Raw genomic sequence first — 13521 nt, 5'->3', positions numbered from 1 at the left:
CATGTTCGGGATTAGTTAAACGTGATTGATAAGAATAAGGCTGAAATGTTTTAATCGGATTGGTTCTTTCATCATAACGGGTAATATAAAATTTGCCGAATAACCAAAAATAAGCAATACGGCGGTTGGTGTCGATACGTAATGGGCGCCAGTTTGGTGAGATGAGCATAAAAAATAGAAATACCGGAAAGAACATAGCAAAAGCACCGGTGTAACGGCGTGAGCCATGAATTTCTAACATTTCCTCTTTGAATTGTCCATAGCTAGGATAACTGCTTTTCATTCTGACTCTTCGTTCACGTAACTCATTGTAATCAGGAACAAGCTGAATATCTGGTGATATAGCCCACTCAATATCTTTGTATATTTTGGCTCTAGATTCGGGGTTAAATCCTAATACACCGAAAAGGGCAATAATCCAAAGCCAAAAAAATTGTTTAAATTTAGCTTCACTATAACGGCGTATTTCAATCACTCCCTCTCTAACCCGCTTGATATTTCTTGAGATTATATCCGGTGTATAAGATGTCGTTCGCTTATCAAAATTAAACATAATTTCCCCTTAGATTTCATTTTTTCTAAACAGGCGTTGAGCAATAAAATGGTCCGTCGAAGAACCAAACTTCGGGTATTTTAAGGTTAATATGCCTTGCGTGGCGAGAACGATTCTGCCTTGATTACGCCAATCGGGCGGGGGGGGGGTTGCACCAATCGGTGGTGTGTCGGAAAAATCTAATTCAATGCAGTTTGATAGTATGCGTTTTTTCTTCACTTTTGTCGAACCTAAATCCGAAAATTGTTCGCCACGCTCGCCCGGTGAGCCCCATACCGTTTGTTGCCGCCATTCAATATTGAGCTTGTTTACACTTTCTTCGGAACTAAAGAGCGGGCTGTAAACCCGTAATTTATTATCCCCTTGACTATCATTTTGAATGGACATACCCCAAATTAGGTTATAAAGACCTTCCATTTCTTTATTGTAAAATGTTTCAAATTTATCATTCTCTACGTCAGATGGATTTCCTAAAATTTTAGCATCTTCTAAGTTGATCGTAGTTTTTCTTCGGTTCTTACCCCAATACTCATCCGAATTCCCCCAGAACCCCGAACGCACCCACGCCTCTGCTTCATTATCCGAGAAGTAGTAATAAACCATTGAGGCGGCAAAAAGCACCCAGCCCACGGCTGCCAGTGCTCTTGATACCGCCATTTGTTTGCCAAACATCTTGAGACGACCAAATTTATCCACCCATGACATTTCGGAGAAAAAGAGCGAGGTTTGTGCGCCGGTTAATAATATCCCCGAGGTGGTGGCAGCGCGGTCGTTTTTGCCCCACCCTTTCACTACATCGGCAACCGCCACCACAATTCCCATAAAGTTGGCGAAGTGTCCGAGATAAACAAAACCATTTTTTACCATGCTGCCTTTAATGATTTGATTGACCTTTTGTACCACAATATGCTGTTCGCCAAATAAGAAAGACAGTAAGGTTTTATTGGCTGTTAAGACGTTTTTTACGGCATCTTGTGCGATGCCGTTTTTTTCATAATAGAACATCGCAAATAAACCGGTCAGTGCATAGGTGCTTTGCGCAACCGAATCCCACCATGGATTGTTGGGGCTGTCTTTTAAACTTTTATAGGTATCCAGCAAGGCAAGCCCGGCGAGAAAAATCCCAACTTTGTGCGACATATTGACGTGGTGTTGTGCCGGTTGGCTGCCAAGCGGGTCATCAGGGACGATAAGGTTAAAAGTAAAACCCTGGTTTTTGATACTTAATGCTGTGCCGACAACCCGCTGCGGTGCGCTGAGGTTGATGGGTTTAACTTGGACTTTATCTTGTAAAAAGCCCTGAATTTGTTGTTCCAGCATTGCATTCAGTTTATCTGCTTTGTAGGTGAGGGCAACCGTGGTGCGTGTCAGCCCGAATGCTTTTAAATAGGTTTCGCGCGTAATGCTTGTGCTATTTAACGTTTTCGATGACCAACGGTAGAATTGTGCGGTCATCAGCGATTCGTACATCAGTTCAAGTTCTAAACGTTTTAAGCCGCGTTGTCCGATTGATTTATTGATGTTGCGATAAGTCAATTCAACTCGTTGTGCGGTGGCGAGGATTTTCCCGACATAGCCGCCGTAAAGACTGTCGGTGGCAAGCATATCCGCTTGATATTTCATGCCTTGGTCTGAAATACCAATACCCTGCATAGCGAATTTGACAAGTTGAGATGCCTGCATATTAATTTCATTGAGTTCCAGCGCCTCTTTTTGCTCGTCGCCGATAAGTTTAACCGCAAGGTCGGTGGTGCATTCCAACAGTTTACAGAGGGAATATTTGCCTGTCTGTTCCATCATGGCTTTGTGTACTTTCGCCAGATTATCTACCGCATCACTCATCGCTTTAAATTCATCAATGCGGTCATAAAAGTCATCGGCAGCGTATTTTTCGATGAGTGCTTCATTTTCTTTATCATAAGGGAAATTTCTAAACCAAAGATGTCGTAAATGAGATTTAAGCCCTAATACCGCTTTCGCCGTTGATGTCGGGTAAAGGTATTTTCTGCGCGCCTTAATCATATTCACCCAAGTATATTCGTGCAGACTTGAAATATCGGCAAGATTGCCGATAGGGTCGTGTACCGCAATAATGCGCGCCCGTTGTTTTTCTTCTTCTTTTGCAATCGTGATTTTATGTTTTTCACTAAAACCGATTGACGTTGCGCGGGTGGCATTGTCTATTTCGTCTTTTTCTTTTTGTTCTTTACTCGGATTAAAATCGGCGACGGCTGTTGCCAAATCGGTAAACGGTAAGCTGAAAGTAACATCCTGATTGGCGAGTGAGACGAACTGCATCACGTCTTTCCGTGCGTCGGAGTTGCGTTCTAGTAATTCAAAAAACTTCGGTGCCCAACGCCGTTCGCTGTAAGCGTAGTGAATGCGTGTTACTTGTTTATGCACGAACGCATAGGGATAGGATTGAGGTTCTAAAATCCATTCGCCGCGGGCGGCGCCGTCTTTCCAACGATATTTACGAAAATGGTAGGTCAGTCCGCCGCTTTTTTTCGTCGGGTCTTCCGGTGCGCCGAGTTTTTTTCTTTCCTCTGCGGACATTTCCGGGGCGATAGAGCCGTTTGCATCATCGTTACTGACATAATATTCAAAGATTTGCCAATGCCCCTCTTTTGTTTCGCTGCCGTCGGTCGAATTATTTGCCATACCTAATTCGGCATAAATATAAAGATAACCTTGGCGTAACCGTCTTAGTTCATAATCGGTACTGCCGATGGCGGTTTTTTCCGGTGAGGCGGGTACAACGCCCGATTTCATCTTTTCTAGGGCTTCCCGGGTTAAACTGAATCTGACCGGAATAATGGGCGTTAAGGGTTGTTGACAGGGTAGCCCTGTTGCACAATGTTCGTCATATTGTATCGGTGATGGCATTGACATAGTTGATTATTCCCCTTCTTTTTTAATAGCTTTGGCTTTTAGATAAAATAGTTTGGCAAGTTCCGCTTCGGACAGATTACCGTACTCATTTTTTATTTCGGCGAGTAATGCTTGTGGTGTTTTCGTTTCATTGAGTAAATAACAATGCGCTTGAACAAAAAGTGTGAGCGCCCCTTCACTGCTCATTCCTAAGCGGTTTCCCTGTTCTATCCAAGAAATCAATTTTTCTTTTGATAAGATTAAATCGGGAAATGATTGCGGAAGAATATCGGTTAATACGTTTTCGGCAAATTGATTTTGCCCATAGTCTTCCACGAACGCCTGAAATTCTTTATCAAAACCGACCGCACTTGGTTGGGTGCCCTGCGGTAAATCCTTTAGGCTGAAAATATGAAAGCGGTTGCCGATACGCGCGCCGAAGGAATCTATCATCGTTTCGCCCTCCCTAACGCCGAAAAAGGACGCCAGTTTTGCCGGGGAACAGGCAATGTATCGCAGATAGGCAACCAAAATTATCGGGTCGTAAAAACGGAAGAAATACCATTTTTCGTTTTCTTCCCGATAAAGGTGAATAAATTTGCGCAGATGATAGGCCAGCGTCTCAAAAGACTGTTGCGAACGGATAATAATGGTCGGATTGCAATCCCAAGCGCCCATCCAAGGTTGTTCCGCTTGAGTGAAAAGCAGTTCGACAAAGGGGCTGTCTTCTCTGTCGGTGACGGTCAGTTGGGCAAGAAACGGGGCGTTGCTGTCCATTTTGTCTTTCAGTTCGCCTTTATACAGTGACTCGGTTCTGCCCTCGTGTTCGCTTAATTGGGGGATGGTAAAGGATTTTACCCCGTCAATCACGGCATAATAACGCCAATCTTGCGGGTTCTCGGTGAAATCGGGGTGGGGGTAATACAGCCCTTCTTTGGGATTATGTTCAGAGGTCAGCTCAGCAAAGAACGGGTGAACCGCGAGTTTTTCCGGTAGGTAAGAAAAAATTCCATTTTTTATCGGGGGGCGCCCGATAAAGGGGGCGACAGTCAGGCTTTCTTCAATCAGGTAGTTTGTCTCGTGGTTGGTTCGGTTTTCTTCCTGAACGAATAAAAAACGCAGTTCATCGGTTTTTAGTTGTTGTGCCTGTACGAAGATTTGAGCTTGATAGCCGTGACGTTGAAACCAAGTGAGGGCGGGAAGTGGAGCCAGTTGGCTTGAGAGTTTACATTGATGTTGGATTTTGTAGGTTTCAATTTTTTGCTGGAAATCATCACGATTGAGTGCAAAGCCGATAAGGTGGCCAAAATAAAGGACATTGGGTTGCTTGAGGTAGGTGAGCTGATAGTAGCCCACCCAGAGTTGGGATTCTGTAGTCATAGTTTATCGCCAAATAAGCAGTAAATTAATAAGTAACGGGACAGTGATGTTTAAGTTTTCGCTGTCCCTAAGCTATTAAAGTGCGGTTGGTTTTAACCTTGTTTTTGATTTTTCATGGCCTCGCACACTTCACAAGTCGGTCTGGCTTTGTTTGCCGTAAAGGATAGCACTTGTGGCGACTCCGGTGAACCGCCGCGTTGAACTAAATCCCCTTTGACAGTAACTTTGCCTTTTAATGTAATACCTGAACCGTCAATCACAACAGTGCCGGCTTGTCCGCGAATTTTAACAAGGCTTGAGCCGGTCATTTTCACATCTTTGCTGTGTTTTTTTAGTTCGGTACCTACTTTAAGAAGGGCATTCCGATTTGCTTGGTGAGAATAATCCCGCCCTGTTTTAGCCTGTTGATTAGCATAGACATCCAATGAAAGGTTGTTGCCGATATTCAACACCTCATCCTTTTCAATCTTAGTCATGCGGTTGCGGTTGATTTTATTGGACTGGTCGCGTCCGACAGTTAAGGATTCGTCTTGTCCGACGGTTTCGGTGCGGTTATTGCCGATGGTGATAGTTTCATCGTTTCCCACTTGTTCACTGCGATCGTGTCCGATTTGAGTGGTTTCATCGTTTTTCACTACATTGTTTTGGTCACGTTCGGCGTGAATAAAGACTTCTTCTTTGCCGTTTTCATCTTCAAAACGTAGTTCGTTAAATCCGTTGCCTTTGTGGGTTTTGGATTTAATCGTCATGCGGGTTTTATGCTCGGGCAGGGCATAAGGCGGCTCTGTCGTACTGTGATAGGTGCGCCCCGTAATGACCGGTTGGTCGGGGTCGCCCTCTAGGAAATCCACCATCACTTCATGACCGATACGCGGAATGGCAATATGCCCGAACTGTGCGCCCGCCCAACCTTGGCTGACCCGAATCCAGCACGAACTGTGTTCGTTGTTTTGACCTTCACGGTCCCATGGGAATTGGACTTTTACCCGTCCCCATTCGTCACAGTAAATCTCTTCATCGGCAGGGCCGACCACATGAGCCATTTGTGAACCTTCTACCACGGGGCGAGGTTGGGGTTCAGGTCGCCATTGGATGGTGTTTGGGATGAGTTTAATGCGGTTTTCGTAACGGTTTCCCTCTTCGCCAGCCTCTTCTTCTAAAACACCGGGTTGCCAGCCGTAATGTTCAACTCCCACAATTAACCAATCGCGATTAAAGGCTTCACGCTGATGACCGGTTAAACCGAACACATAGCCGGGTTGCACGCGTAAATCATCACTTTGGGCAATGGCGAGTTCGGCTTCACGACGTTCATATTCCAAGCGATATTGGGTGAAAGGCTTACCTTGCGCATCACGTTTATAGCGTCCCGGATAATCATAACGTTCATAGACATTGTGTTGGTTTTCGCTATGTTCGCCTTGGCGGATTTCTCCTAAGGCATTAGCGCCTTGCAAGGCAGCTTGGTGTTCTTGGTTATAGCGTGGATTGGTGAAGGTGTAATCCCGTAGTGTTTGAAGGGTCGGGCTGAGTTTTTCTTGATAAGCCCAATGCCACACGGCAGCTTCGGGGCGTTGTCCGGCAGGCATGGCGTTATAGACCAGGTTGCCTTTTTTCTCAGCAAGTGCGGTATTGTTGGAGAAATGAATCGTGTGATTATCTGCGATGTGTTCAAAATAATAGTAAGTACCTTCTTCGGCGGCGAGACGTTCAATAAAGTTTAAATCAGTTTCGCGGTATTGTACGCAATATTCGCGTGTCCAGTAGGGATGTTGTAGATGAAATTGACTTTGTAATGCATTATTTTTTTGAAGCAGGGTTTCGATAATCTTTTGGGAATCTTGTTGCTGAAAAATACGTAAATCCGTTTGCAATCCGGCACGGCAAAGAGAGGGTTCGATCACCATGTGGTAACGGGTGCGGGTAAAACCGGTTTTGCCTTGGTTTAAGGTAGTGACGATTCCATGAACATGACGTACTGCTTGTTCCCCTTGCCAGAAAGTTAGCGTGGCAGGATGATCGATAATAGTGAGGAAATCAGGTTCGGAACCAAAACTTGCTAGGTCAAGTTCAAGACGGAATAGGGTGGAGAGGTGTTCTTTTAATTCGAAACTTACTACATCGAATTGGCTGGATCCATTGACTGTAAGGCTATAATGGTAATCAGATTGAACTGTCATTTGATATTCCTCTAAAAAATGTATCGGGCAGTTAAGGGCTATTATGAATGATAAACAATAAGTTATGTTTCGGCTTTCATCATAGATTGTGAGGCAATAAGTTCCGCACCGCAAGCGGTTTTCATCCTTTCAAGAGCAACACCCCGTCCGTTGGCGGACATTTTGGACGAGCCCTCTGTAATCGGAAAGTTGCCTTTGCATTGAGGGCAAGCGACTAAATCACCTTGGCGGGCAATAGCTTTGCCTCCGGCCGTCATGGTTTGGGAGCCTTGTAACACAGTACCGCCGTGATTGGTTTTATCTCCAATCACGATAATTCGACGTGCAGACATATTTTCCTCCTATACACAAAATTTGATTGGGTTATTCTAAACTAAAATGATCAAGTTTTCTTTAGTTATTGTTTCTTTTAGTCGTTAAATAAAAAAAATTGATGCTGATTTACTGATAATAACGTAAGTAAAGTGCGGTGAAATTAAGTAATATTGTACTTGTACGCATTAATTCATTTTAAATTTGACTCGTATCATTGATTTAGTGGAGGCTATTTCTTATAATTTGTACATTTTTCAGCATATCGCTTGTAAAATAAAAAAACAGTTTAACTTTCCAAAGAGGATTTTGTATGTCTAAAGCAGGTTCTGTCGCACCGAAAGAGCGCATAAATATTAAATACACACCCGCGACTGAGGGGCAAGTCGATGAAGTTGAGTTACCGCTAAAACTCCTCGTAACGGGAGATTTTAAAGGTTCTCCTGAAGAATTAAGTCTTGAGGAAAGAAAAACCGTTTCTATTGATAAGCATAATTTTGATGCTGTGATGAAGCAATCGGATTTATCTATTGAGATTGCCGTACCGAATCGCTTGGAGGAAAATGCGGAGGATCAAGACATAGGGGTAAACCTCAAAATTGAAAGTATGTCTGATTTCTCGCCTGATAGTATTGCGAAGCAGGTTCCACAACTAAATAAACTTTTAGAGTTGCGTGAAGCTCTACTCGCTTTAAAAGGTCCGATGGGAAATATTCCGGCATTTAGACATAAATTACAAGAGCTTATCGCTGATCCGAATGCAAGAGAAGCGTTGGAGAAAGAGTTGGCTATCATTTTAGAAAAAGAATAAGGTGAAATCTATGGTTGCTAATAATCAAACAGCAGGCGCTGAGAAAAAAGTTCAAACAACAAGCTTGCTTGATCAAGTCATGGAGCAAACGCGTTTCAAACCGGAAAACGATGATTATAGTATTGCACAGCGCGGTATTGCGGAATTTATTTCTGAAATGTTGAAATCAGACAGTAAAGATACTGTTGTAAATAAAACATTAATTGATGAAATGATTGTTCGCCTTGATGAGAAGATTAGTCATCAAGTCGATGAAATTTTGCACAATGAAAAATTTCAAGAGATGGAATCTGCATGGCGCGGTTTAAAATTACTTGTTGATCGTACGGATTTCCGTGAAAACATCAAAATTGAAGTGCTAAATGTTAGCAAAGAAGAATTGCTTGATGATTTTGAATATGCAACAGATATAACGCAAAGTGGTCTTTATAAGCATGTTTATTCTGCTAATTATGGGCAATTTGGTGGCGAACCCGTTGCTGCTATTGTAGGTAATTATATGTTTACGCCGTCTGCGCCGGATATTAAATTATTACAATATGTTTCTTCGGTTGGAGCGATATCTCATGCGCCGTTTATTTCTGCCGCAGGTCCTGAATTTTTTGGCTTAGACAGTTATGCATCGTTATCTGAAATTAAAGAAATAAAAGATATTTTTGAAGGGCCGCGTTATGCGAAATGGCGTTCTCTAAGAGAGTCCGAAGATTCTAAATATTTAGCGTTAACCATGCCTCGTTTCTTATCTCGCTTACCTTATGATCCGGTTGAGAATCCGGTTAGAACCTTTAATTACTATGAAAGCATCGATGGTAAACATGACAATTATTTATGGAGTAATGTTGCGTTCTTGATGGCATCAAAAGTAACGGATAGTTTTGCTAAATATCGTTGGTGTCCAAATATTATTGGTCCGCAAAGTGGTGGTGCGGTTGATGATTTACCATTGCATTTGTTTGAATCGTTTGGACACTTGCAAGCCAAAATCCCAACAGAAGTATTAATCACGGATCGTAAAGAATTTGAATTGGCTGATGAAGGTTTTATTCCTTTAACGATGCGTAAAGGAAGCGATAATGCAGCATTCTTTTCGGCAAATTCTGTGCAAAAACCGAAAAAATTCCCAAACACCGAAGAAGGAAAAGCTGCTGAAACCAATTATAAACTGGGTACGCAATTACCATATATGTTTATTGTGAATCGCTTGGCCCATTATTTGAAAGTGTTACAGCGTGAGCAAATCGGTTCGTGGAAAGAGCGTCAAGATCTTGAACGTGAATTAAATGTATGGTTAAAACAATATGTTTCTGACCAAGAAAACCCACCGGCAGATGTTCGTAGCCGTCGTCCTTTACGTTCTGCAAAAGTAGAAGTATCTAGTGTGGCGGGTGAGCCGGGTTGGTATAAAGTTTCTTTATCTGTTAGACCGCACTTTAAATATATGGGCGCAAGTTTTGATCTTTCTCTTGTCGGCCGATTGGATGTTGATAATAGTAAGTAGTTATTTTTATGGGATTTTGGAATAGGATTAAAACAGCTTCGCAAAATACGGACGTTATAAAAAAGAAAACAGAAAAGGAAATTGTAAGCGATTTGATCCGTTCAATTAAAAAGAACATAGAACTAATCTTAAATTCAAAAGAAGGGTGTACATTGTGTGCGCCCGATTTTGGTTTAAAAGACTTCAATGATGCAACTGCGACAACACGAAGTTTGGGGCAAGCAATAATCTCAAATATTCGTTCAAATTTGGAGCGTTATGAGCCCAGAATCCAAATTATGAGAATAGAATATATTCCTGATATGTATGATGTCCTGCAACTTAATTTTCGAATTACTTGCTCGGTATTATTAAAACAAAGGAATGAATTAACAGAGCTAAATATTATTTTAGATAGTTCAAGTAAAAAATTTAAGGTTATGTAGATGTCTTTAAAAGAGTTTTTTCGGGCTGAATTAGATTTTCTGAAAAAAGACGGGCAGTACTTTTCAAAGATCTATCCTCATCTATCTCGTTTTTTATCTGACGAAATCGTTGATCCTGAAGCAGAAAGAATTATTGAATCTTTTGCATTTTTGATTGCTCGATTGAAAGAAAAAGTACAGGATAATTTGCCGGAGATAACTCAATCAATGATTCAGCTTCTTTGGCCAAATTATTTGCGTCCTTTACCAAGTTGTGCGATTTTAAATTTTAAGCCTAAAGAAAGAGCAATTACAACAAAGCATATTATACCAAAGGGCACATTTGTCTCCTCTAAATCAGTAGACGGTACAACTTGTCAATTTCAAACAACCATGGATGTAGCAGTTTACCCAATAGTTTTAAATAATGTAAAAAGTGTTACAGGTAACGAGTCTACGGTCATTGAGTTAGAGTTAGAGAATATTACGGATGGTGATTTTTCGTCTATACAGTGTGATGAACTATCATTCTATTTATCGGGAAGCGATTACAGTGCATTAACTTGCTATCAGTGGATTTTTAATTATTTAACAAGAATTTTTATAAAAACAGAAGAAGGTGTTATTGATTTACCGCCTGATATTGTTTCTTCTGTTGGCTTTGATAAGAAAGAATCATTGATTCCTTATCCGGATAATGCATTTGATGGATATCGTTTATTACAAGAATTTTTCTTTTTCCCTAAAAAATTTTATTTTTTTAAGTTAAGAAAATTGAATCTTTACTTAAATAGATTAGTTGGTAAAAATTTTAAGTTATTTTTTGAGTTTGATCGTTCTTTTCCTAAAGATCTTAAGTTAACACAAGCCGATTTTTCATTGTATTGTGCTCCTGTGATTAATTTATTTGAGCATGATGCTATTCCGATAAACCTTAATGGAGAGAAAGAGTTATATCCGATTATTCCAACCGGTTTTAATCGAGAACATTTTGAGATATTTGATATCAGAAGTGTTTCCGGTTCAAAATATTTGAAGGATATTGGAAATAAAATCTATAATTATCCAAAGTTTGAATCATTTGAGCATACTACGCTTACAGGAAGTAGAGGGTACTATAAATCAACTATTAAAGATAATATTGAAGAAACAAGGTATGATCACTTTATCTCTTTTGTCTCCAGTTCAAATAAGCCTTTAGATACTTTAAGAGAAACTATATCGATAGATTTAGATTGTACAAATAATAATTTACCCGAGTTGTTGGGCATTGGTGATATCTGTATTCCGTCGCAAAATACGCCTTCTTATATTGATTTTAAAAATATTACCTTGCCAGTAAAGACAATTAGAGCTGTCTTAGATGAGTCTGTTCACTGGAAGTTGATATCTAATCTTTCACTTAATTATCTATCTCTAACAAGATTAGATGTTTTAAAGGAGATTTTGTTAACTTATGATTTTCCTGCTATGAATGATGTCCAGTCGTTAAGACGTACTGAAAAACGCTTAGCTGGAATGGACTCTATTATGACCCGTCCTGTTGATAAAGTGATAAAAGGCGTGGTATACAGAGGGCAGAAATCAGTATTAAGAATAGATAGTAATCATTTTCTGTGTGAAGGAGAGCTGTTTTTATTTGGTACGCTTCTTGCGGAGTTTTTTAGGTTATACGGTACGATAAATTCGTTTCATCTTCTAGAGGTTGTAAATACGAGTAACAATGAGATATTTAAATGGGAACAGAAAACTTCTCTACAAAGACTGATTTAAATCAGTATGGGTTTCATCAACTCGTAGAGGCAATTGCAAAGTCATCATCTATAAGTTTGGATGAATTAGAAAATACTCTCATTGAGGAATCTGTATTTCGTTTTTTTAGTAACCCTAAACTTAACTTTCCTATAGGGGATATTGAGCAGCTTACTATTTTAGACGAAGAGGAAGAAAAAAAATTTCAGTTTCTAGTTAACTTTCTTGGGCTGCAAGGGGCATCAGGCCCACTTCCAGGCAGTCTATTAGACGAGATTGCAGAAGAATCTTATGATAATGAATCTCTTCAAGCGAGATATTTGGATTTTTTTAATCATCATTTGATCGCAATCTTTCATCAGATTTGGCGGAAATATAAGCATTATATAAGATTTAAATCCGATTTTTCTGACGATTACTCTTGCAACATGATAAATCTTCTGGGATTATCTAAGCATTTTATAGGGTATTCTAAGTTAAATTGGCATAAAATTTTTTACTATATCGGAATAATTCAATCCGGGGTAAGAACACCTGAAGTGTTAGCTGATATTATTCGGCATTATTTTGATTTAAATGATATTTTTATTGAGGAGCATGTCAGACGGATTCTTGAAATAGAAATTGACCAGAAAAATAAACTAGGTATACAAAATGTAATGCTTGGAGATAATTTTATTTCGGGCAGTAATGTCGAGTCGTTTTCAAATAAGTTCCGTATTCATATTAATAACTTAGAAGTTGATGAATTTTATCAATTCTTGCCAAATACTGAGAGATATAAACACTTAAAAGAATTGATTCGTTTTTTACTAAAAGATCCTTTACCTTATGATCTTTCACTTAGCTTACGCCCTGATACAAAATCTACATTTATTTTAGGGATGGATAATTCTAGTTTTCTTGGGTGGACAACTCTAATTAATACAGATTCAGCAAGAGATTACTCTTTAAAGCAGGTTATTATCGAAGGAGCCGTTTAAATGCATAGACTTTTATTAATGATAACAGATGCTTTTATGCTTGAAAAAGGAACGTTACCTTATTGTTACTTTGATTTAGAAGGCGGATTTGTTGGCTCGGCACCAGATATAAGTTGGAAATTAGATAATTGGAAAAATGAAATTTCTGATATAGAGTTTGAAATAAAGTATTACAACGCAAGCTTTTGTTTGATTTCTCACAGTGAAAAGATTTTTATTAACGGTACAACTCAGGCGCTCCCTAAAGGGGGAATTGTTAAATTAAATGATAGTGATCTTATCTCCCTATATAGTTATAAAATTCGAGCGAAAATATTTACTAACGCGGCTGAAGTTGTTACTTTACAAGATGAATTATCTCATTTACTTAATAAGCAAACAGGTAATACAATTTTAGGTTTAGAGTGCTGTCAAGACAATTTTGACTATGGCAATAAAGTTCATCGGGAGTTATTAGAGTTAAAATTAAATGAAACCAATTTGGACCCACTATTAGCGTTAAAATCAGATGAAGAGTATCCTTTAGAGTTAGTTGATGCAACTCCTCATCAAACGATATCTGCGGAGGGATACAAATTCTTTAACCCTCATATTAATAGTTTTTCGGAATATTATACACCGCCAGATATTATTTCATCCTCAAAAGTGCTACGACAGACTACATTGGAATCTACACTTGAACATGAGGCGTTACAGAATACCGTATCATCTTCTAATAAAAAAGTTGATGCAAAACAGGAGGAGCTTGTTTTAGATCCTCTATTTTTTATTAAATAA

Annotated in this window: 10 protein-coding genes and 1 pseudogene; 6 read left to right on the top strand and 5 right to left on the bottom strand. The window is 39.8% G+C overall.

Annotated elements, in window-relative coordinates; translation table 11 throughout:
• The 5 genes and pseudogenes from BKL51_RS01150 to BKL51_RS01130 all read right to left on the bottom strand — a co-directional run.
• Nucleotides 1-553: pseudogene (locus BKL51_RS01150) on the bottom strand (hypothetical protein); the annotation flags it as partial.
• Between the two features lie 9 nt (nt 554-562).
• Complete coding sequence (locus tag BKL51_RS01145) at nt 563-3445, bottom strand: toxin VasX (RefSeq protein WP_077464927.1); 2883 nt, start codon at nt 3443-3445, stop codon at nt 563-565.
• Between the two features lie 6 nt (nt 3446-3451).
• Nucleotides 3452-4804 carry a DUF4123 domain-containing protein gene (locus tag BKL51_RS01140; protein WP_077464926.1) on the bottom strand — a complete coding sequence of 451 codons (1353 nt, stop codon included), beginning with the start codon at nt 4802-4804 and terminating at the stop codon, nt 3452-3454.
• Nucleotides 4805-4896: 92 nt separating this feature from the next.
• Nucleotides 4897-6984 carry a type VI secretion system Vgr family protein gene (locus BKL51_RS01135; protein ID WP_077464925.1) on the bottom strand — a complete coding sequence of 696 codons (2088 nt, stop codon included), beginning with the start codon at nt 6982-6984 and terminating at the stop codon, nt 4897-4899.
• A gap of 62 nt (nt 6985-7046) precedes the next feature.
• Nucleotides 7047-7316 carry a PAAR domain-containing protein gene (locus tag BKL51_RS01130; RefSeq protein ID WP_077464924.1) on the bottom strand — a complete coding sequence of 90 codons (270 nt, stop codon included), beginning with the start codon at nt 7314-7316 and terminating at the stop codon, nt 7047-7049.
• A 293-nt stretch (nt 7317-7609) separates the two neighbouring features.
• Between BKL51_RS01130 and tssB the strand changes: the two genes are divergently transcribed.
• The 6 genes from tssB to BKL51_RS01100 are packed head-to-tail and all read left to right on the top strand — an operon-like array spanning nt 7610 to nt 13521.
• Nucleotides 7610-8107, top strand: coding sequence for a type VI secretion system contractile sheath small subunit (tssB, locus tag BKL51_RS01125; protein ID WP_077464923.1), 498 nt, complete (start codon nt 7610-7612; stop codon nt 8105-8107).
• A 10-nt stretch (nt 8108-8117) separates the two neighbouring features.
• Nucleotides 8118-9605, top strand: coding sequence for a type VI secretion system contractile sheath large subunit (gene tssC / locus BKL51_RS01120; protein ID WP_077464922.1), 1488 nt, complete (start codon nt 8118-8120; stop codon nt 9603-9605).
• An 8-nt stretch (nt 9606-9613) separates the two neighbouring features.
• Nucleotides 9614-10030, top strand: coding sequence for a type VI secretion system baseplate subunit TssE (gene tssE / locus BKL51_RS01115; protein ID WP_077464921.1), 417 nt, complete (start codon nt 9614-9616; stop codon nt 10028-10030).
• Complete coding sequence (gene tssF, locus BKL51_RS01110; protein ID WP_077464920.1) at nt 10031-11782, top strand: type VI secretion system baseplate subunit TssF; 1752 nt, start codon at nt 10031-10033, stop codon at nt 11780-11782.
• Nucleotides 11746-12744 carry a type VI secretion system baseplate subunit TssG gene (gene tssG, locus BKL51_RS01105; RefSeq protein WP_077464919.1) on the top strand — a complete coding sequence of 333 codons (999 nt, stop codon included), beginning with the start codon at nt 11746-11748 and terminating at the stop codon, nt 12742-12744. Before tssF ends, tssG begins: the two co-directional genes overlap by 37 nt.
• Nucleotides 12745-13521 (top strand): hypothetical protein, encoded by a 777-nt coding sequence (locus BKL51_RS01100; RefSeq protein WP_077464918.1) that lies wholly within the window; start codon nt 12745-12747, stop codon nt 13519-13521.

Origin of the sequence: Rodentibacter sp. Ppn85 (assembly GCF_001999335.1) — a bacterium.
Taxonomy (GTDB): Bacteria; Pseudomonadota; Gammaproteobacteria; order Enterobacterales; family Pasteurellaceae; genus Rodentibacter.
Note: the sequence above shows the minus strand (reverse complement) of the source record. Positions and strands in the feature narration are given on the sequence as shown.

Excerpts from the sequence above, each read along its gene's own strand:
- BKL51_RS01145 (WP_077464927.1), bottom strand. The coding sequence starts at position 3,445 with ATGTCAATGCCATCACCGATACAATATGACGAACATTGTGCAACAGGG.
- BKL51_RS01140 (WP_077464926.1), bottom strand. The coding sequence starts at position 4,804 with ATGACTACAGAATCCCAACTCTGGGTGGGCTACTATCAGCTCACCTAC.
- BKL51_RS01135 (WP_077464925.1), bottom strand. The coding sequence starts at position 6,984 with ATGACAGTTCAATCTGATTACCATTATAGCCTTACAGTCAATGGATCC.
- BKL51_RS01130 (WP_077464924.1), bottom strand. The coding sequence starts at position 7,316 with ATGTCTGCACGTCGAATTATCGTGATTGGAGATAAAACCAATCACGGC.
- tssB (WP_077464923.1), top strand. The coding sequence starts at position 7,610 with ATGTCTAAAGCAGGTTCTGTCGCACCGAAAGAGCGCATAAATATTAAA.
- tssC (WP_077464922.1), top strand. The coding sequence starts at position 8,118 with ATGGTTGCTAATAATCAAACAGCAGGCGCTGAGAAAAAAGTTCAAACA.
- tssE (WP_077464921.1), top strand. The coding sequence starts at position 9,614 with ATGGGATTTTGGAATAGGATTAAAACAGCTTCGCAAAATACGGACGTT.
- tssF (WP_077464920.1), top strand. The coding sequence starts at position 10,031 with ATGTCTTTAAAAGAGTTTTTTCGGGCTGAATTAGATTTTCTGAAAAAA.
- tssG (WP_077464919.1), top strand. The coding sequence starts at position 11,746 with ATGGGAACAGAAAACTTCTCTACAAAGACTGATTTAAATCAGTATGGG.
- BKL51_RS01100 (WP_077464918.1), top strand. The coding sequence starts at position 12,745 with ATGCATAGACTTTTATTAATGATAACAGATGCTTTTATGCTTGAAAAA.